Genomic DNA, 18,591 nt, shown 5'->3' on the forward strand with positions numbered 1-18,591 from the left:
CAGATTTGTATAAGAGACAGGTTAGGGGGTTGTTGTGGCGGCGGGCTGGCGAGCGGTCACCAGGTCGCCCAGGCGGGCGCGGCCACCGTCGAACGCGGTGAGCACCCAGACCCCGTCCGGCAGCAGCGCCATCGAATGCTCGACGTGCGCGGCCACCGAGCCGTCCCGGGTGACGACCGTCCACCCGTCGGCCAACTCGACGGTACGCGGGGACGCCATGGTGATCATCGGTTCGATCGCCAGCGCCATTCCGGGGACCAGCCGCGGGCCCTTGCCCGGCCGACCGTGGTTGAGCACGTGCGGGTCCTGGTGCATCTCCGTGCCGATGCCGTGCCCGCCGTAGCCGTCGACGATGCCGTACCGGCCGCCCTTGCGCACAGCGGTCTCCACCGCGTGCGAGATGTCGGTGAGGCGGCCCTTGCCGCTGGCGGCGCCACGCGCGGCTGCGGCGATACCGGCCCACATCGCGTCCTCGGCGACCGCTGCCATCTTCAGCAGCGCCGGGTCGACGTCGCCGACCCCGACCGTGATCGCCGAGTCGCCGTGCCACCCGTCCAGCACCGCGCCGCAGTCGATGGAAATCAGGTCACCGGCCTGGAGCACCTGCTTCGGCGACGGGATGGCGTGCACGATCTGCTCGTTGACCGAGGAGCAGATCGACGCCGGAAAACCGTGATAGCCCTTGAACGACGGAACGCCACCCGCCTCGCGGATGGTCGACTCGGCGATAGCGTCCAGATCGGCAGTGCTCACGCCGGGGGCAACAGCCTCCCGCATCCGGCGCAGCGCCTCGGCCACCACCAACCCGGCGGCCCGCATCTTCTCGATCTGGTCAGGGGTCTTCAGCTGGATATCCAGCTGGGGACGACGCATGGAGCGGTTACCTTTCGTTGCCGAACAGCGGGGCACATAACGCGTACCCCGCTGTTCGCACTCTATCCGCCGTGGCCCGGCCGGACCTCAGCCGCCGTACGACCGCAACGCGTCGATGGCCCGGGTGGTGACGTCCTCCACCGGGCCGGTGGCGTCGATCCCGACCAGCTTGCCCTGGGCGCCGTAGTAGTCGACCAGGGGTGCGGTCTTCTCGCTGTACTCACGAAGCCGCGTGGCGATCGTCTCCGGCTTGTCGTCGTCGCGCTGGAACAGCTCGGCGCCGCACCGGTCACAGATGCCCGGCCGGGTGGTGGCGTCGAACTCGACGTGCCAGATCTTGCCGCAGCCCCGGCAGGTACGCCGACCGGAGAGCCGCCGGATCACCTCGTCGTCGTCGACGACCAGCTCCAGGACCAGATCCAGGGCGGTGCCCAGATCGGCGAGGAGCTTGTCCAGAGCGGCCGCCTGCGGAGTCGTCCGCGGGAAGCCGTCGAGCAGGAAACCCTCGCTGGCGTCGGGCTCGGCCAGCCGGTCCCGGACCATGTTGATGGTGACCTCGTCCGGAACCAGCTCGCCCGCGTCCATGTACCGCTTCGCCTCGACACCGAGCGGCGTGCCCTGGGTGACGTTCGACCGGAAGATGTCTCCGGTCGAAATCTTCGGCACCGAGAGGTGCGCGGCGATGAACTCGGCCTGCGTGCCCTTGCCCGCGCCCGGCGGGCCAACCAGAACGAGTCTCATCTACCGCAGGAACCCTTCGTAGTTCCGCTGCATGAGTTGGCTCTCGATCTGCTTCACGGTCTCCAGACCGACGCCGACCATGATGAGCACAGCGGTGCCGCCGAACGGGAAGTTCTGGTACTGCTGGTTGTCCAGCCAGATGAAGAAGAAGTTCGGCAGGATCGAGATGACACCGAGGTAGACCGCGCCCGGCAGGGTGATCCGGCTGAGGATGAAGTCGAGGTAGTCGGCGGTCGGCTTGCCCGGGCGGATGCCCGGCACGAACCCGCCGTACTTCTTCATGTTGTCCGCGACCTCGGTCGGGTTGAACGTGATCGACACGTAGAAGTACGTGAAGAAGATGATCAGCAGGAAGTAGACCGAGATGTAGATCGGGCTGCTCGGGTTGACCAGGTTGTTCTGGATCCACGCCTGGGTCTTGCCCGGGTCGGTCTGGTCGAAGAACTGCAGCGCCAACTGCGGCAGGTAGAGCAGCGACGACCCGAAGATGACCGGGATCACACCCGCCTGGTTGACCTTGAGCGGGATGTAGGTCGAGGTGCCGCCGTACATCCGCCGGCCGATCATCCGCTTGGCGTACTGCACCGGGATCCGACGCTGCGCCTGCTCGATGAAGGTGACAGCGGTGATGACCACCAGGACCAGCGCGATGACCAGGGCGAACATGTCCCAGCCCTTGCTGGTCTTGATCTGCCAGCCCTCGCTGGGCAGACGCGCCGCGATCGAGGTGAAGATCAGGACGGACATGCCGTTGCCCACGCCGCGGTCGGTGATCAGCTCACCGAGCCACATGACCATGCCGGTACCGGCGGTCATCGTCATCACCAGGATTGCCAGGGTCAGCCAGTCCGGGATGCCGGTGCCGGTGGGGATGATCGGGAACTGGTCGCAGCGGTTCTGGAACAGCTGACCCGAGCGGGCCAGCGCCACGAACGCCGACGCCTGCAGCACACCGAGGCCCAGGGTCAGGTAGCGCGTGTACTGCGTGATCTTCGCCTGACCGGCCTGGCCCTCCTTGCGGAGCTGCTCCAGGCGGGGGATCACGACGGTCAGCAGCTGCAGGATGATCGACGCGGTGATGTAGGGCATGATGCCCAGCGCGAAGACCGAGAGCTGCAGCAACGCTCCGCCGGAGAAGAGGTTGAGCAGGTTCACCACCCCGGTGGTGTCACCCTGGATGGTGTCGAGGCACTTCTGCACGTTGCCGTACGAGACGCCCGGGCTGGGGAGCGTTGCACCCAGCCGGTAGACCGCGATGATGCCTACTGTGAACAGCAGCTTCTTGCGCAGGTCAGGCGTACGGAACGCACTGAGAAAGGCGGACAGCAACTTCTTCCTCCTGCGCGAGGCGGGCCGCCGGTGATCCCTGGCGGGTCGGGGTGGATCACGAGCGAGTGCCCGCAATCCATGGCTGGGATGGGACTCTAACAGCCTCACCCCGGTCCGGGCAGATGCGCCCGACTACATAAATCGATTCCGATGTTACCGGGCGCTCAGGCCCCAGGCAGACCATGGCGCCCGCCAGTTGCTCTCAACTGGACGGGCGCCATGGTCGTACGCCTTACAGCTCGGTGGCGGAGCCACCGGCGGCAGCGATCTTCTCCTTGGCCGACGCACTGAACGCGTGCGCGGACACCTGGAGCGCCACACCGCCGAGATCCCCGGTGCCGAGGACCTTGACCGGCTGGCCCTTGCGGACGGCGCCGGACTCGACGAGCTCGAGCGGGCCGACCTGACCACCGTTCGGGAACAGCTCAGCGAGTCGGTCCAGGTTGACCACCTGGAAGACCACCTTGAACTTGTTCTTGAAGCCCTTCAGCTTCGGCAGGCGCATGTGGATGGGCATCTGCCCACCCTCGAACGCCGCCGAGATGTTCTTGCGGGCCTTGGAGCCCTTGGTACCGCGACCAGCGGTCTTGCCCTTGGAACCCTCACCGCGACCCACACGGGTCTTCGCGGTCTTGGAACCGGGCGCCGGGCGCAGGTGATGCACCTTGATCGTCATTACTCGACCTCCTCGACCTTCACGAGGTGGCTCACAGTGAAGATCATGCCGCGGATCTCGGGCCGGTCCTCCTTGACCACCACGTCGTTGATCCGCTTGAGACCGAGCGAACGCAGCGACTCACGCTGGTTGTGCTTGGTCCCGATACCGGACCGGAGCTGGGTGACCTTCAGGCGTGCCATCAGCGCGCCACCCCCGCACGCGACGCCAGCATGGCGGCCGGCGCGACGTCCTCCACCGGCAGACCACGACGCGCCGCGACCTGCTCGGGGGACTCAAGCCCCTTCAGGGCCGCCACGGTGGCGTGCACGATGTTGATCGGGTTCGACGAGCCGAGGCTCTTGGAGAGCACGTCGTGGATCCCGGCGCACTCCAGCACGGCACGCACCGGCCCACCGGCGATGACACCCGTACCGGCCGAGGCCGGCTTGAGCAGCACCACGCCAGCGGCGTCCTCACCCGTCACCGGGTGCGGAATCGACTGACCGATCCGCGGAACCTTGAAGAAGTGCTTCTTGGCCTCCTCGACGCCCTTGGCGATGGCCGCGGGCACCTCCTTGGCCTTTCCGTAGCCCACGCCGACCGTGCCGTCGCCGTCGCCCACGATCACCAGGGCGGTGAAGCTGAAGCGACGACCACCCTTCACGACCTTGGCGACGCGGTTGATCGCGACGACCCGCTCAAGGTGCGGGGTCTTCTCGACGGGCGCGTTTCCGCGGCCGCCCTCACGGCGGTTGTCGCGGCGACCACCCTCGTTGCCACCGGACCCGCCGCCACGGCGCTGTTGACCTGGCATCAGCAGCCTTCCTTCTCTCTCGTGACGGGGTTGTTAGAACTCGAGCCCGGCTTCGCGGGCGGCGTCGGCAAGCGCGGCGACTCGCCCCGCGTACCGGTTGCCACCGCGGTCGAAGACGACCTTGGAGACGCCGGCGGCCTTGGCCCGCTCGGCGAGCAGTGCGCCCACCTTGCCAGCCAGGGCGCTCTTGTCGCCCTCCGCACCGCGCAGCGAGGCGTCCAGGGTCGACGCCGACGCCAGGGTGTGACCCTTGGTGTCGTCGACGATCTGGGCGACCATGTGCCGCAGGGAGCGGGTGACGACCAGGCGCGGACGCTCGGCCGTACCGCTGACGTTCTTGCGGACGCGGAAGTGTCGACGCGCACGCCCAACGGCGCGCTTGGCGGCGACACCGCGGCGGCGCTTGAGCAGCGTGGCGCTCACTTCTTACCTGCCTTTCCAGCCTTGCGGCGGATGACCTCGCCCTGGTACTTGACGCCCTTGCCCTTGTAGGGCTCCGGCGGGCGGATCTTCCGGATGTTGGCGGCGACCTCACCGACCTGCTGCTTGTCGATGCCGGCCACGTGGAACAGGGTCGGCCGCTCCACCGTGAAGGTGATGCCCGCCGGGGCGGGGACGACCACCGGGTGCGAGAACCCGAGCGCGAACTCGAGGTCCGAACCCTTGGCGGTGACCCGGTAACCGGTGCCGGCGATCTCCAGGCTCTTGCGGTAGCCCTCGGTGACCCCGACGATCATGTTGGCAACCAGCGTACGGCTCAGGCCGTGGAGTTCCTTGGCCTTGCGCTCGTCGTTCGGCCGGTTGACGCTCAGCTCGCCATCCTCGGCCCGCTCGATCGTGATCGGCTCGGCGAGGGTGTGCTCAAGCTGGCCCTTGGGGCCCTTGACCTTGACGGTCTGCCCGTCGATCGTGATGTCGACGCCGGCTGGTACCGGGATCGACTTACGTCCAATTCGCGACATTTCTACCTGTCTCCCGTTACCAGACGAAGGCGAGGACTTCCCCGCCAACACTCCGCTTGCGGGCCTGCCGGTCGGTCAGCAGCCCCTGGGACGTCGAAATGATCGCCACGCCCAGCCCACCGAGCACCCGGGGGAGCCCGTCCGACTTGGCGTACACCCGGAGACCGGGCTTGGACACGCGCTTGATGCCGGCCAGGCTCCGCTCGCGGTTCTGGCCGTACTTCAGCTCGACGACCAGTCGCTTGCCGACGGCGCCCTCCTCGGGCTCCTCGACCGACCAGGTGGCGATGTAACCCTCGGCCTTCAAGACCTCGGCGATGTTCGCCTTGATCTTGGAGTAGGGCATCTTCACCTGATCGTGGTACGCCTGGTTGGCGTTACGCAGACGCGTGAGCATGTCTGCGATCGGGTCGGTCATCGTCATGGATTTCGTCAGCCTTTCTCGCCGGGGTTCCCGGGGCATCAGCCCCGGGCCTACGGCGAAGAGCAATACCTAATCGGTGCAGGAGTTCCCGGCCGACGGCCGGGACGCGGTCGCCCTTACCAGGAAGCCTTGGACACGCCCGGCAGCTCACCGCGGTGAGCCATCTCCCGGATGCAGACCCGGCAGAGCCCGAACTTGCGGTAGACCGCCTTCGGACGCCCGCACCGCTGGCAGCGGGTGTACGCGCGAACCGAGAACTTCGGCTTCGCGGCCGCCTTGATGATCAGCGCCTTCTTGGCCATCTCAGTTCTCCTTGAACGGGAAGCCCAGGAGCTTGAGCAGCGCCCGGCCCTCGTCGTCGGTCGTGGCGGTCGTGACCACCGTGATGTCCATGCCCCGCTGGCGATCGATCCGGTCCTGGTCGATCTCGTGGAACACCGACTGCTCGGTCAGACCGAACGTGTAGTTGCCGTGCCCGTCCAGCTTGCGCCCGTCCAAGCCGCGGAAGTCGCGGATACGCGGCAGCGCGATGGAGAGCAGCCGGTCCAGGAACTCCCACATCCGGTCGCCACGAAGGGTGACCTTCGCGCCGATCGGCATGCCCTCGCGGAGCTTGAACTGCGCGATGGACTTGGTCGCCCGCCGCACCTGCGGCTTCTGGCCGGTGATCGTGGCGAGGTCGCGGACCGCACCATCGATCAGCTTGGCGTCGCGAGCAGCCTCGCCGACACCCATGTTGACGACGATCTTGACCAGCCGCGGCACCTGCATGGGGTTGCCGTAGCTGTTCTGCTCACGCAGCTGGGCCACGATCTCGTTGCGGTACCGCTCCTTGAGGCGCGGCAGGGTCTTTTCGGTAGCCGTGGTCATCACAGGTCCTTACCGGTGCTACGCGCGATGCGGACCTTCTGGCCGTTGTCGTCGATCCGGTAACCGACGCGGGTCGGCTTGCCGTCGGAGTCCAGGACCTGCACGTTCGAGACGTGGATCGGGGCCTCCTGAGTGACGATGCCGCCGGTCTTGGCGCCACGCTGGGTGGTGCTGATGCGGGTGTGCTTCTTGACCCGGTTCACGCCCTCGACCAGGACCTTGTCCTGCCGCGGGTAGGCCGCGATGACCTTGCCCTTGGCACCCTTGTCCTTGCCGGCGATGACGACGACCGTGTCGCCCTTCTTGACCTTCACGGTCACAACACCTCCGGCGCGAGGGAAATAATCTTCATGAACCGCTTGTCCCGCAGCTCCCGGCCCACCGGGCCGAAGATACGGGTTCCACGCGGGTCCCCGCCGTCCTTGATGATGACGGCGGCGTTCTCGTCGAAGCGGATGTACGAGCCGTCCGGGCGCCGCTTCTCCTTGGCGGTGCGAACGACGACAGCCTTGACGACGTCGCCCTTCTTCACACCGGCACCCGGGATGGCGTCCTTGACCGTGGCCACGATGACGTCGCCGATGCTCGCGTAGCGCCGACCCGAGCCACCGAGAACCCGGATGCACAGGATCTCCCGAGCACCCGTGTTGTCGGCGACGCGCAGTCGCGACTCCTGCTGAATCACGTCTATCTCCTATGTCTGCCGGTTCTCCGGCCGCCGTAGCGGCCGGAGCCTGGCGGAACCAACGCCCGACGCAACGCCGGGCGAGCTCGAGCCTTCGCTACTTGGCCTTTTCCAGGATCTCCACGATCCGCCAACGCTTGGTGGCGCTCAGCGGCCGGGTCTCCATGATGAGAACCCGGTCACCGGTGCCAGCGGCGTTCTGCTCGTCGTGCACCTTCAGCTTGCTCGTACGGCGCATGATCTTGCCGTACAGCGCGTGCCGAACCCGGTCCTCGACCTCGACCACGACGGTCTTGTCCATCTTGTCGCTGACCACCAGGCCCTCACGGACCTTGCGGCGGGACCGCGCGGTGGCGGTGGCGGTGTCTTCGGTCATGATGCAGTCACCTCAGTCGGCGCGGCCGAGAGCCCCAGCTCGCGCTCGCGCATGATCGTGTAGATCCGGGCGATCTCCCGACGGATGACCTGCAACCGCCGGTTGTTGTCCAGCTGCCCGGTTGCGGCCTGCACGCGGAGGTTGAACAGCTCCGCCTTGGCCTCCCGCAGCTTCGTGACCAGCTCCTCTTCGGAGAGCTCACGCAGCTCGGTCGCCTTAACGCCCGCTGCCATCAGGATTCACCCACTTCGCGCGTAACAATGCGGCACTTCATCGGGAGCTTGTGGATCGCGCGACGCATGGCCTCTCGCGCGATCTGCTCGTTGGGGAAGGACATCTCGAAGAGAACCCGCCCCGGCTTGACGTTGGCGACCCACCACTCGGGCGAACCCTTACCGGAACCCATCCGGGTCTCGGCAGGCTTCTTGGTGAGGGCCTGGTCCGGGAAGATCGTGATCCAGACCTTGCCACCACGCTTGATGTGGCGAGTCATCGCGATACGTGCCGACTCGATCTGCCGGTTCGTCACGTACGCCGGCTCGAGAGCCTGGATCCCGAACTCGCCGAACACCACCCGGTTACCACCCTTGGACGCGCCACTGCGGTCCGGGTGGTGCGGCTTGCGGAAGCCCTTCGGGGGCTTGCGCGGCATCAGCATCTGTCAGCCCTCCTGCTGCGTTTCTGCCGGAGCAGCAGCGGCGGCGACAGCTGCGCTGTCGACCGGCTCGCCGCTCGGCGTCTCGGCCTGCTGCGCGATGGTGGTCGCAGCAGCCCGACCGGCCTCGGTGCCACCAGCCGTGGTGCCGGACGAACCCGACCGGCCACGGCGCGGACGCTCGGGACGGTCGCCGCGCTCACCACGACGCGGGCGGGACGGACCGGCCTCGGCCGGAGCCTCCCGGCCCGGGACGGCGTCGCCCTTGTAGATCCAGACCTTCACACCGATCCGACCGAACGTCGTACGGGCCTCGAAGAAGCCGTACTCGATGTTGGCCCGCAGCGTGTGCAGCGGAACCCGGCCCTCACGGTAGAACTCGGTCCGGCTCATCTCGGCGCCGCCGAGGCGACCCGAAACCTGAACCCGGATGCCCTTGCAGACCGGGTTCTTCATCGCCGACTGCATCGCCTTGCGCATCGCCCGACGGAAGCTGACCCGGCTGGACAGCTGCTCGGCCACGCCCTGCGCGACCAGCTGAGCGTCCGACTCGGGGTTCTTCACCTCGATGATGTTCAGCTGAACCTGCTTGCCGGTGAGCTTCTCAAGCTCGCCGCGGATCCGGTCGGCCTCCGCACCCTTACGGCCGATGACGATGCCCGGCCGGGCGGTGTGGATGTCGACCCGGACCCGGTCGCGGGTGCGCTCGATGTCGACCTTGGAAATCCCGGCACGCTCGAGGCCCTTGGACATCATGCGGCGGATCTTGACATCCTCGCCGATGTAGTCCTTGTAGAGCTTGTCCGCGAACCAGCGGGACTTCCAGTCGGTCGAGATGCCGAGCCGGAACCCAGTGGGGTGAACCTTCTGACCCATTACTCGGCGTCCTCCGTCTTGCTCTGCGCTTCGGCCGGTGCGGCCTCCGTGGCCGGGGCGGCCTTCTTCGCCGCGGCCTTCCTCGGCGCTGCCGGCGCGACCGCTTCGACCGCCACGGTGATGTGGCAGGTGCGCTTGCGGATTCGGTACGCCCGACCCTGCGCCCGCGGCTGGAACCGCTTCATCGTCGGGCCCTCGTCCACGAAGGCCTCGCTGACGAGCAGCGCGTCGGGGTCCAGCCGCTCGTTGTTCTCCGCGTTGGCGATCGCGCTAGCGAGCACCTTGTACACCTGCTCGCTCGCAGCCTGCGGCGCGAACTGCAGCACCGTTAGCGCCTCCTTCGCGGGCAGGCCGCGGACGAGGTTGACCACCCGGCGCGCCTTCATCGGCGAGATGCGCACGTGCCGCGCAACCGCCCGCGCGCCCGGAAGCACCGGAGCGTCGCCCTTTCCTGGCATCGCTGTAACCCCTTGTTCCCTCTATCCGTATGCCCGCGGCGTCAGCGCCGACGGCTCTTCCGGTCGTCCTTCTCGTGACCCTTGAACGTGCGGGTCAGCGCGAACTCGCCGAGCTTGTGCCCGACCATCGCCTCGGTCACGAACACCGGGACGTGCTTGCGTCCGTCATGCACGGCGATCGTGTGCCCCAGCATCTCCGGGATGATCGTCGAGCGCCGCGACCAGGTCTTGATCACGTTCTTGGAGCCCTTGTCGTTCTGAACTTCCACCTTCTTGAGCAGGTGGTCGTCGACGAACGGGCCCTTCTTCAGGCTGCGAGGCATGTCTTATCTCCCTCAGCCGCGCTTACGCGTGGCGTAGCGACGGCGGACGATCAGCCGGTCACTCGGCTGGCCCTTACGGCGGGTGCGGCCCTCGGGCTTACCCTGCGGGTTGACCGGGTGGCGACCACCGGAGGTCTTACCCTCACCACCACCGTGCGGGTGGTCGACCGGGTTCATGGCGACACCACGGACGGTCGGGCGCTTGCCCTTCCACCGCATCCGGCCGGCCTTACCCCAGTTGATGTTCGACTGGTCGGCGTTGCCGATCTCGCCGATGCTGGCGCGGCAGCGCACGTCCACCCGCCGGATTTCGCCGGACGGCATACGCAGGGTCGCGTACGCGCCCTCACGGCCGAGCAGCTGGATACCGACGCCGGCGGAACGGGCCAGCTTGGCCCCGCCACCCGGACGCAGCTCCACGTTGTGGATGGTGGTACCGACCGGGATGTTGCGCAGCGGCAGGTTGTTACCCGGCTTGATGTCGGCGCCCGGGCCGGACTCGACGCGGTCGCCCTGCTTCATGTCCTTCGGCGCGATGATGTACCGCTTCTCGCCGTCGGCGTAGTGCAGCAGCGCGATGCGCGCCGTGCGGTTCGGGTCGTACTCGATGTGAGCGACCTTCGCCGGCACGCCGTCCTTGTCGACCCGCTTGAAGTCGATCAGACGGTACTGGCGCTTGTGACCGCCGCCGTGGTGCCGCGTGGTGATCCGGCCGTGGGCGTTACGCCCGCCCTTCTTCGGCAACGGAGCCAGCAGCGACTTCTCCGGCGTGGACCGGGTGATCTCGGCGAAGTCAGCGACACTCGAGCCACGTCGGCCCGGCGTCGTCGGCTTGTATTTACGGATAGCCATTGTCTACACCCCTCAGCTGACCGGGCCGCCGAAGGCCTCGATGCGGTCACCGTCAGCCAGCTTCACGATCGCCCGCTTGGTCGCCTTGCGCTGACCGAAGCCGGTCTTGGTGCGCTTGCGCTTACCCTGGCGGTTGAGCGTGTTGACCGTCAGGACGCGGACGTTGAAGATCTGCTGGATAGCGATCTTGATCTCGGTCTTGTTCGCGTCCGGGTGCACCAGGAAGGTGTACCAGTTCCGGTTCAGCTCGCTGTAGCTCTTCTCCGAGACGACCGGCGCCACGATGATGTCGCGCGGGTCGGCGATGGTGCTCACTTGCCACCCTCCTCGGTGGTCTCGGCGGGCACGCCCAGGAACTCGTCCAGGGCGTCCTTGGTGAAGACCACGTCGTCGGCCACCAGCACGTCGTACGTGTTCAGCTGGCCGGACTCGATCAGGTGCACCCGCGGCTCGTTGCGCAGCGACACCCAGTTCAGTTCGTCGGTGCTGCTCAGCACGACCAGGACCCGACGGGCCTCGGTGAGCTTGGTCAGCGTGGCCAGGGCCGCCTTCGTCGACGGCTTCTCGCCCGAGACGAACGCCTCGACGACGTGCACCTGCCCGGCGCGGGCCCGGTCGGAGAGGGCACCCCGCAGAGCGGCGGCCTTCATCTTCTTCGGGGTCCGCTGGCTGTAGTCGCGCGGCACGGGACCGTGCACCACGCCACCGCCGGCAAACTGCGGCGCGCGGATCGAGCCCTGCCGGGCGCGACCGGTGCCCTTCTGCTTGTACGGCTTCTTGCCGCCACCGGCGACCTCGCCGCGGGTCTTGGCCTTGTGCGTGCCCTGTCGGGCCGCCGCGAGCTGGCCCACCACGACCTGGTGCATCAGCGCGACGTTGGCCTGCACGTCGAAGATGTCCGCCGGCAGCTCGACCGAGCCACTGGTGGTGCCTTCGACGGTGCGCACGTCAACGGTGGTCACTTGGCCGCACCGCCCTTCTTCACCTTGCTCTTGGCCGCGGTACGGACCAGAACGAGCGCGCCCTTGGGACCAGGAATGGCACCCCGGACGAGCAGCAGGTTGTTCTCGGTGTCGACCGCCTGGACGGTGAGGTTCTGCACGGTGTACCGCACGCCACCCATCCGGCCGGCCATCCGGGTGCCCTTGAAGACACGACCCGGAGTGGCGCAGGCGCCGATGGAACCGGGCGAGCGGTGCTTGCGCTCGACACCGTGGCTGGCGCGCAGACCGTGGAAGCCGTGCCGCTTCATCGGGCCGGCGTAGCCCTTGCCCTTGGTCTTGCCGGTGACGTCGATGGTGACGCCGACCGGGAACTCCTCGACCGTGACTTCCTGGCCGAGCGAGTATTCCCCGGCGTCCGTGGTGCGCAGCTCGACGATGTGCCGGCGCGGCGCCACGTCCGCCTTGGCGTAGTGCCCGCTGACCGGCTTCTTGACCTTGCGCGGGTCGATGGTGCCGTACGCGAGCTGGACCGCGGAGTAACCGTCCTTCTCGGCGCTACGAACCTGGCTGATGACGCACGGGCCGGCCTCGACCACGGTCACGGGAACAACACGGTTGTTGTCCCAGACCTGGGTCATGCCGAGCTTGGCGCCCAGGATCCCCTTGACTTGCCTGTCCATTTGTCCGGTCCCTACAGCTTGATCTCGATGTCGACGCCAGCCGGCAGGTCGAGGCGCATGAGCGAGTCGACCGTCTTCGGGGTCGGGTCGATGATGTCGATCAGCCGCTTGTGCGTGCGCATCTCGAAGTGCTCGCGCGAGTCCTTGTACTTGTGCGGCGAGCGGATAACGCAGAAACGGTTGATCTCCGTGGGCAGCGGCACCGGGCCCGCGACCTGCGCCCCGGTGCGCGTCACCGTCTCGACGATCTTCCGAGCCGAGGAGTCGACGACCTCGTGGTCATAGGCCTTGAGCCGGATGCGGATCTTCTGTCCCGCCATGGTGGCTTCTGTTCCTTCTCTCGATGCCGCTGTGTTGCGGGCGCCTGTACCGGCTGGTACAGGCCCACTTCGCCGACCCCCGCGGTCGGGCGTGTCGCGCCCTCGGGCCGAGCTCCGCCCCGTGGTTCCGGATTGGTGCTGACCGCGCGGTGGGTCAAGGCGCCGATCGCATTACCGCGACCTGAACGCCGTGCGAGGGTGGTTGGCGACTGGGCCGCCAACCACCCTACGCTCGACTGCCTCGCCACCCGGAGGTTCAGCAAAGCCGAACACAGGCGACGAACTGTCGTTACGCAACCTGACTAGTATGCCGCACGACCGGCGGCGGGTCTAATCGGGGTTACCTAGTTCACTTGTTAATCTTGGTGACGAACCCGGCGCCGACGGTACGGCCACCCTCGCGGATCGCGAACTTGAGGTTCTCCTCCATGGCGATGGGCTGGATCAGCTTCACCGACATGGACGTGTTGTCACCCGGCATGACCATCTCGGTGCCCTCGGGGAGGGTGACGACACCGGTGACGTCCGTGGTCCGGAAGTAGAACTGCGGACGGTAGTTCTGGAAGAACGGGGTGTGCCGGCCGCCCTCCTCCTTGGAGAGGATGTAGACCGTCGCCTCGAACTCCGTGTGCGGGGTGTTCGAGCCCGGCTTCACGACGACCATGCCGCGCTCGACCTCGTCGCGCTTGGTGCCACGCAGCAGCAGGCCGACGTTCTCGCCTGCGCGGGCGTCGTCCAGGGTCTTCCGGAACATCTCGATCGCGGTGACCTTGGTCTTGAAGCTCTTCTCCTTGATGCCGACGAGCTCAACATCCTCGTTCGGCAGGAGAACGCCGCGCTCCACGCGACCGGTGACGACGGTGCCACGACCGGTGATCGTGAAGACGTCCTCAACCGGCATCAGGAACGGCTTGTCAATCTCGCGCTCCGGCTGCGGGATCGAGGTGTCGACAGCGGTCATCAGGTCCAGCAGCTTGCCGGTCCACTCGGGGTCACCCTCGAGGGCCTTCAGCGCCGAAACCCGAACGACCGGCAGGTCGTCACCCGGGTACTCCTGCGAGGAGAGCAGCTCACGAACCTCGAGCTCGACGAGCTCCAGGAGCTCCTCGTCATCGACCATGTCGCTCTTGTTGAGCGCCACGACGATGTACGGCACACCGACCTGACGGGCCAGCAGCACGTGCTCGCGGGTCTGCGGCATCGGGCCGTCGGTCGCCGCCACCACCAGGATCGCGCCGTCCATCTGCGCGGCACCGGTGATCATGTTCTTGATGTAGTCGGCGTGCCCAGGGCAGTCGACGTGCGCGTAGTGCCGCGACTCGGTCTGGTACTCGACGTGCGCGATCGAGATCGTGATGCCGCGGGCCTTCTCCTCCGGCGCCTTGTCGATCTCGTCGAACGGCGTGTAAGGGTTCAGGTCCGGGTACTGGTCGTGCAGGACCTTGGTGATGGCCGCCGTCAGCGTCGTCTTACCGTGGTCGATGTGACCAATGGTGCCGATGTTGACGTGCGGCTTAGTCCGCTCGAACTTAGCCTTCGCCACTGGTGTCCTCCTGTGGACTTCTTGGTTCGTACGCCCGGCGCGCCGGTCGGCGCTTAGGACTCTGTCGACAGCCTTTCCGGCCTGACGGCCGGAGAGCCTTTGTGGGTTCTGCGGCGATGAAGCCTACAGGCCCGGTCTCACGCGATCCGATCGTGGTGGCCGCAGGCGGGCGAACCCGCCCACGACCGACCACGAATCACCTGCTCAGGGCGCTACTCGCCCGTTGCCTTTGCGATGATCTCCTTCGCGACGCTCTGCGGAACCTCGGCGTAGGAGTCGAACTGCATGCTGTAGCTAGCCCGGCCCTGGGTCTTCGACCGCAGGTCGCCGACGTAGCCGAACATCTCCGACAACGGCACCAGGGCCCGGACGATGCGGGCGCCGCTGCGCTCCTCCATCGCCTGGATGATGCCGCGGCGGGAGTTGAGGTCACCGATGACGTCACCCATGTTCTCCTCAGGAGTGGTGACTTCAACGGCCATCATCGGCTCGAGCAGTGCCGGATCGGCCTTGCGGGCCGCGTCCTTCATCACCATCGAGCCGGCGATCTTGAATGCCATTTCCGACGAGTCAACCTCGTGGTACTGGCCGTCCAGCAGGGTCAGCTTGACGCCGACCAGCGGGAAGCCGGCCAGGACGCCGTACTGCAGCGCGTCCTGCGCACCGGCGTCCACCGAGGGGATGAACTCCCGGGGGATGCGGCCGCCGCTGACAGCGTTGGCGAACTCGTAGGTCGGCGAGTCGTTGTCCAGCGGCAGCGGCTCGACGCTCACGATCACGCGGGCGTACTGGCCGGAACCACCGGTCTGCTTCTTGTGGGTGTACTCGATCTTGTCCACCTTGCGGCGGATGGTCTCGCGGTACGCCACCTGCGGCTTGCCGACGTTGGCCTCGACGTTGAACTCGCGGCGCATCCGGTCCACCAGGATGTCCAGGTGCAGCTCGCCCATGCCGGAGATGACCGTCTGACCGGTCTCCTCGTCCAGCTGGACGCGGAAGGTCGGGTCCTCCTCGGCCAGCCGCTGGATGGCCGTGCCCAGCTTCTCCTGGTCGGACTTGGTCTTCGGCTCGATCGCCACCGAGATGACCGGCTCCGGGAAGGTCATCGACTCCAGGATGACCGGGTTCGCCGGGTCGGAGAGAGTGTCGCCGGTGGTGGTCTGCTTGAGACCCTGCACGGCGATGATGTCGCCGGCCTGCGCCGACGGACGCTCTTCCCGCTTGTTGGCGTGCATCTGGTAGATCTTGCCGATCCGCTCCTTGCGGTCCTTGGTGGAGTTGACCACCTGGGAACCGGAATCGAGCGTGCCGGAGTAGACCCGCACGTAGGTGAGCTTGCCCAGGTGCTTGTCCGTCTGGATCTTGAAGGCCAGACCGGAGAAGGGCTCCGAGTTGGACGGCTTACGCAGCAGCGGGGTCTCGCCGTCGGTGGCCGTACCCTCGATCGCCGGAACGTCCAGCGGCGACGGCAGGAAGTCGACAACGGCGTCGAGCATGGGCTGGACGCCCTTGTTCTTGAACGCCGAGCCGCACAGCACCGGGTTGGCCTTGCCAGCGATGGTCGCACGCCGGATGGCGGCCTTGATCTCCTCGACGGAGACCTCGTCGCCTTCCAGGTACTTCTCCATCACCGCGTCGTCGACGTCGGCGAGGGTCTCCATCAGCTTCTCGCGCCACTCGGCAGCGGAGTCGGCCAGGTCGGCCGGGATCTCCTCAACCGCGTAGTCGTCACCCTTCTGGGTCTCCCCGCGCCAGGTGAGGGCGCGCATGCCGATCAGGTCGACGACACCGATGTGGTCGCCCTCGAGCCCGATCGGGATCTGGAGCACCAGCGGGGTGGCGTTCAGCCGGTCGATCATCATCTGCACGCAGCGGAAGAAGTCGGCACCGGTCCGGTCGAGCTTGTTGACGAAGCACATCCGCGGGACGTTGTACTTGTCGGCCTGCCGCCAGACGTTCTCGGTCTGCGGCTCCACGCCGGCGACACCGTCGTAGACCGCGACCGCACCATCCAGGACCCGCAACGACCGCTCGACCTCGACCGTGAAGTCGACGTGGCCGGGCGTGTCGATGATCTGGATCGTGTGGCCCTTCCACTCACACTTGGTGGCAGCGGAGGTGATGGTGATGCCACGCTCCTGCTCCTGCTCCATCCAGTCCATGACGGCAGCGCCCTCGTGGACCTCACCGATCTTGTACGTGATGCCGGTGTAGAACAGGATTCGCTCGGTGGTCGTGGTCTTACCGGCATCGATGTGCGCCATGATGCCGATGTTGCGTACGTTGGCGAGCGCGTCTGCGGCGGCCACTTCAATCCCTACTTATCGTCGTCTCGACTCAACTGGTGGCGGTTCCGGCGCCCGAAGGCGCCGGAACCCAGGGTGTTACCAGCGGTAGTGCGCGAAGGCCTTGTTCGACTCGGCCATCTTGTGCGTGTCCTCGCGCCGCTTGACGGCGGCACCGAGGCCGTTGCTCGCGTCCAGCAGCTCGTTCATCAGCCGCTCAACCATGGTCTTCTCGCGCCGGGCGCGGGAGTAGGTGACCAGCCAACGCAGGCCCAGGGTGGTCGCCCGGGTCGGGCGGACCTCGACCGGAACCTGGTAGGTGGCGCCACCGACACGACGGCTACGCACCTCGAGGGTCGGCTTGACGTTGTCCATCGCCCGCTTGAGGGTGACGACCGGGTCGGTGCCGGACTTCTCGCGGCAGCCTTCGAGGGCCGCGTACACGATGGACTCGGCGAGCTGACGCTTGCCGCGGAGCAGAATCTTGTTCACCAGCTGGGTGACCAGCGGCGAGTTGTACACCGGGTCAGCGACCAGTGGCCGCCGCGGAGCGGGTCCCTTACGCGGCATGTCAGCTCTTCTCCTTCTTCGCGCCGTAACGGCTGCGCGCCTGCTTGCGGTTGCGGACACCCTGGGTGTCCAGCGAGCCGCGAACGATCTTGTACCGCACGCCGGGGAGGTCCTTCACCCGGCCACCGCGGACGAGCACGATCGAGTGCTCCTGCAGGTTGTGACCGACGCCGGGGATGTAGGCGGTCACCTCGATCTGGCTGCTGAGCTTCACGCGAGCGACCTTGCGCAGCGCCGAGTTCGGCTTCTTCGGGGTGGTGGTGTACACGCGGGTGCACACGCCGCGCCGCTGAGGGGAACCCTTCAGCGCCGGGGTCTTGGTCTTGGTCGTCTTCGCCTGGCGGCCCTTTCGGACCAGCTGCTGGATCGTGGGCACCGGGTTTCTCCGCTCCCTTCGGCCGCTTTCGTGGCCGCGCCGTCTGCTCGTTAACCGGCCTGATGACCGGCTCTCCTACATTCCGACCAGGGTCACCTTGCGGAGACCCCGGCACCCGCGGTCGGGCGTGTCGCCCTCGTCACGGCCCCGTTGCGACGCTTTCGCGTGCGTACCGGGTTTTGTCACCGGCACGCGGGTCGCCCCGCCCCGGATCTTTGGCTTTGTCGTGCCGCCGTCCGTAAGCCGGAAACAGCGCACGCACGAGTTGCCCGGGCACGCCCGGGCACAAGGGGAAAGAGTACCTACCACAACCGCCCAGGTCAAAACGGATTGGCCCGGCGACTGTCTCACACCCGCCAGCCGGATCTCGTCTTGCCCTGTCGCCCGCGATGGGCACCTACGAATACAAGTGTACCGGCTCCCCCGCAGAAGCACCCATCGCCCCCGGGGGGACCGGAAGCCTTCCGCGGGAAACCCCCGTCAGGCGTCGGATCTGTCGATGATCACCCTCAGGTCAGGGTGAGGAGCAGGGCCAGACCCAGACCCAGGGCACTGAGCAGGGCCCCCGCCGCACCGCAACTGATCCCCGCCATCGCCAGTCCACGGCCGGTGAACTGGACCGCGGAGGGCGCGGCCGGCCGACGGATCTGCCGCCGGCCGAGCAGGCCGACGACGACCGCCGCACCGCCGGCCAGCACACCCAGCGCGGCGAACGCCCCGGAGGCCCAGGCACCACCGTCGTTCTTGAAGGCCACTCCGAAGCAGATCACCAGCAGCGAGACCAGGACCGAGGCGATCCCCGCAACCAGCGCCCCGATGGCCAACCCGGAGGTGACCGGTGCCACGTCCAGGTGCACGACGCCGAACGGGGTACCCGAAACCGTCTCCACCCGCTTCGGCGGGCGGCGTTGGTCGTCGGTGGGCGGCGCTACCGAACGCCCCTGCGGGCCACCCCACCCGGGAGCGTGCCCCGGCGG

At 67.2% G+C, this 18,591-nt stretch carries 29 protein-coding genes; all 29 read right to left on the reverse strand.

Annotation, left to right across the window (positions count from 1 at the left end):
- Window positions 1-21 precede the first annotated feature (21 nt).
- Complete coding sequence (map, locus tag DLJ59_RS30370) at window positions 22-873, reverse strand: type I methionyl aminopeptidase (protein ID WP_124776986.1); 852 nt, start codon at window positions 871-873, stop codon at window positions 22-24.
- A gap of 87 nt (window positions 874-960) precedes the next feature.
- Window positions 961-1,614 (reverse strand): adenylate kinase, encoded by a 654-nt coding sequence (locus DLJ59_RS30375; RefSeq protein WP_088950228.1) that lies wholly within the window; start codon window positions 1,612-1,614, stop codon window positions 961-963.
- Entirely contained in the window at window positions 1,615-2,943 is a 1,329-nt protein-coding gene (gene secY, locus DLJ59_RS30380; protein ID WP_124776988.1) for a preprotein translocase subunit SecY, read from the reverse strand.
- Window positions 2,944-3,175: 232 nt separating this feature from the next.
- A complete protein-coding gene (gene rplO / locus DLJ59_RS30385) occupies window positions 3,176-3,619 on the reverse strand; it encodes a 50S ribosomal protein L15 (RefSeq protein ID WP_124776990.1) in 444 nt (147 codons plus the stop codon).
- Window positions 3,619-3,801 (reverse strand): 50S ribosomal protein L30, encoded by a 183-nt coding sequence (rpmD, locus tag DLJ59_RS30390; RefSeq protein ID WP_007465262.1) that lies wholly within the window; start codon window positions 3,799-3,801, stop codon window positions 3,619-3,621. The genes rplO and rpmD overlap by 1 nt, the downstream gene beginning before the upstream one ends.
- Window positions 3,801-4,415, reverse strand: coding sequence for a 30S ribosomal protein S5 (gene rpsE, locus DLJ59_RS30395; RefSeq protein WP_007465263.1), 615 nt, complete (start codon window positions 4,413-4,415; stop codon window positions 3,801-3,803). Before rpsE ends, rpmD begins: the two co-directional genes overlap by 1 nt.
- A 33-nt stretch (window positions 4,416-4,448) precedes the next feature.
- A complete protein-coding gene (gene rplR / locus DLJ59_RS30400; RefSeq protein ID WP_030329901.1) occupies window positions 4,449-4,838 on the reverse strand; it encodes a 50S ribosomal protein L18 in 390 nt (129 codons plus the stop codon).
- A complete protein-coding gene (gene rplF / locus DLJ59_RS30405) occupies window positions 4,835-5,377 on the reverse strand; it encodes a 50S ribosomal protein L6 (RefSeq protein ID WP_124776992.1) in 543 nt (180 codons plus the stop codon). The genes rplR and rplF overlap by 4 nt, the downstream gene beginning before the upstream one ends.
- 16 nt (window positions 5,378-5,393) lie before the next feature.
- Window positions 5,394-5,801 (reverse strand): 30S ribosomal protein S8, encoded by a 408-nt coding sequence (rpsH, locus tag DLJ59_RS30410; protein ID WP_007465270.1) that lies wholly within the window; start codon window positions 5,799-5,801, stop codon window positions 5,394-5,396.
- A 116-nt stretch (window positions 5,802-5,917) separates the two neighbouring features.
- Window positions 5,918-6,103: a type Z 30S ribosomal protein S14 gene (locus DLJ59_RS30415; protein ID WP_007465272.1), complete on the reverse strand. Its 186-nt coding sequence runs from the start codon at window positions 6,101-6,103 to the stop codon at window positions 5,918-5,920.
- Window position 6,104: 1 nt separating this feature from the next.
- Window positions 6,105-6,671 (reverse strand): 50S ribosomal protein L5, encoded by a 567-nt coding sequence (gene rplE / locus DLJ59_RS30420; protein WP_124776994.1) that lies wholly within the window; start codon window positions 6,669-6,671, stop codon window positions 6,105-6,107.
- Window positions 6,671-6,991: a 50S ribosomal protein L24 gene (gene rplX / locus DLJ59_RS30425; RefSeq protein ID WP_007465276.1), complete on the reverse strand. Its 321-nt coding sequence runs from the start codon at window positions 6,989-6,991 to the stop codon at window positions 6,671-6,673. Before rplX ends, rplE begins: the two co-directional genes overlap by 1 nt.
- Window positions 6,988-7,356: a 50S ribosomal protein L14 gene (gene rplN, locus DLJ59_RS30430; RefSeq protein ID WP_007073026.1), complete on the reverse strand. Its 369-nt coding sequence runs from the start codon at window positions 7,354-7,356 to the stop codon at window positions 6,988-6,990. Before rplN ends, rplX begins: the two co-directional genes overlap by 4 nt.
- A gap of 97 nt (window positions 7,357-7,453) precedes the next feature.
- Window positions 7,454-7,732 (reverse strand): 30S ribosomal protein S17, encoded by a 279-nt coding sequence (gene rpsQ / locus DLJ59_RS30435; RefSeq protein ID WP_112584814.1) that lies wholly within the window; start codon window positions 7,730-7,732, stop codon window positions 7,454-7,456.
- On the reverse strand, window positions 7,729-7,965 hold the full coding sequence (gene rpmC, locus DLJ59_RS30440) for a 50S ribosomal protein L29 (RefSeq protein WP_007465283.1): 237 nt from the start codon (window positions 7,963-7,965) through the stop codon (window positions 7,729-7,731). Before rpmC ends, rpsQ begins: the two co-directional genes overlap by 4 nt.
- Window positions 7,965-8,390: a 50S ribosomal protein L16 gene (rplP, locus tag DLJ59_RS30445; RefSeq protein ID WP_007465292.1), complete on the reverse strand. Its 426-nt coding sequence runs from the start codon at window positions 8,388-8,390 to the stop codon at window positions 7,965-7,967. The genes rpmC and rplP overlap by 1 nt, the downstream gene beginning before the upstream one ends.
- Window positions 8,391-8,393: 3 nt before the next feature.
- Window positions 8,394-9,263 (reverse strand): 30S ribosomal protein S3, encoded by an 870-nt coding sequence (rpsC, locus tag DLJ59_RS30450; RefSeq protein ID WP_007465294.1) that lies wholly within the window; start codon window positions 9,261-9,263, stop codon window positions 8,394-8,396.
- A complete protein-coding gene (rplV, locus tag DLJ59_RS30455; protein ID WP_007465297.1) occupies window positions 9,263-9,721 on the reverse strand; it encodes a 50S ribosomal protein L22 in 459 nt (152 codons plus the stop codon). The genes rpsC and rplV overlap by 1 nt, the downstream gene beginning before the upstream one ends.
- A 41-nt stretch (window positions 9,722-9,762) precedes the next feature.
- A complete protein-coding gene (rpsS, locus tag DLJ59_RS30460; RefSeq protein ID WP_007465299.1) occupies window positions 9,763-10,044 on the reverse strand; it encodes a 30S ribosomal protein S19 in 282 nt (93 codons plus the stop codon).
- 12 nt (window positions 10,045-10,056) lie between these two features.
- Window positions 10,057-10,896 (reverse strand): 50S ribosomal protein L2, encoded by an 840-nt coding sequence (rplB, locus tag DLJ59_RS30465; RefSeq protein WP_030329891.1) that lies wholly within the window; start codon window positions 10,894-10,896, stop codon window positions 10,057-10,059.
- A 12-nt stretch (window positions 10,897-10,908) separates the two neighbouring features.
- Window positions 10,909-11,211, reverse strand: coding sequence for a 50S ribosomal protein L23 (rplW, locus tag DLJ59_RS30470; protein WP_007465304.1), 303 nt, complete (start codon window positions 11,209-11,211; stop codon window positions 10,909-10,911).
- On the reverse strand, window positions 11,208-11,858 hold the full coding sequence (gene rplD, locus DLJ59_RS30475; protein WP_124776996.1) for a 50S ribosomal protein L4: 651 nt from the start codon (window positions 11,856-11,858) through the stop codon (window positions 11,208-11,210). The genes rplW and rplD overlap by 4 nt, the downstream gene beginning before the upstream one ends.
- Complete coding sequence (gene rplC, locus DLJ59_RS30480; protein WP_124776998.1) at window positions 11,855-12,520, reverse strand: 50S ribosomal protein L3; 666 nt, start codon at window positions 12,518-12,520, stop codon at window positions 11,855-11,857. Before rplC ends, rplD begins: the two co-directional genes overlap by 4 nt.
- 11 nt (window positions 12,521-12,531) lie before the next feature.
- Window positions 12,532-12,840 carry a 30S ribosomal protein S10 gene (rpsJ, locus tag DLJ59_RS30485; RefSeq protein WP_007073037.1) on the reverse strand — a complete coding sequence of 103 codons (309 nt, stop codon included), beginning with the start codon at window positions 12,838-12,840 and terminating at the stop codon, window positions 12,532-12,534.
- 349 nt (window positions 12,841-13,189) lie between these two features.
- Entirely contained in the window at window positions 13,190-14,383 is a 1,194-nt protein-coding gene (tuf, locus tag DLJ59_RS30490) for an elongation factor Tu (protein WP_124777000.1), read from the reverse strand.
- A gap of 212 nt (window positions 14,384-14,595) precedes the next feature.
- The gene (fusA, locus tag DLJ59_RS30495) at window positions 14,596-16,692 is read right to left on the reverse strand and encodes an elongation factor G (protein ID WP_124777002.1); all 2,097 of its coding nucleotides are present in this window, start codon (window positions 16,690-16,692) and stop codon (window positions 14,596-14,598) included.
- Between the two features lie 75 nt (window positions 16,693-16,767).
- Complete coding sequence (rpsG, locus tag DLJ59_RS30500; RefSeq protein ID WP_007465317.1) at window positions 16,768-17,238, reverse strand: 30S ribosomal protein S7; 471 nt, start codon at window positions 17,236-17,238, stop codon at window positions 16,768-16,770.
- A gap of 1 nt (window position 17,239) precedes the next feature.
- Window positions 17,240-17,614 (reverse strand): 30S ribosomal protein S12, encoded by a 375-nt coding sequence (rpsL, locus tag DLJ59_RS30505; RefSeq protein WP_007465318.1) that lies wholly within the window; start codon window positions 17,612-17,614, stop codon window positions 17,240-17,242.
- A 509-nt stretch (window positions 17,615-18,123) separates the two neighbouring features.
- Window positions 18,124-18,504: a hypothetical protein gene (locus tag DLJ59_RS30510; protein ID WP_124777004.1), complete on the reverse strand. Its 381-nt coding sequence runs from the start codon at window positions 18,502-18,504 to the stop codon at window positions 18,124-18,126.
- Between the last annotated feature and the right edge of the window lie 87 nt (window positions 18,505-18,591).

Source organism: Micromonospora inaquosa, assembly GCF_003857055.1.
Lineage (GTDB): Bacteria > Actinomycetota > Actinomycetes > Mycobacteriales > Micromonosporaceae > Micromonospora > Micromonospora inaquosa.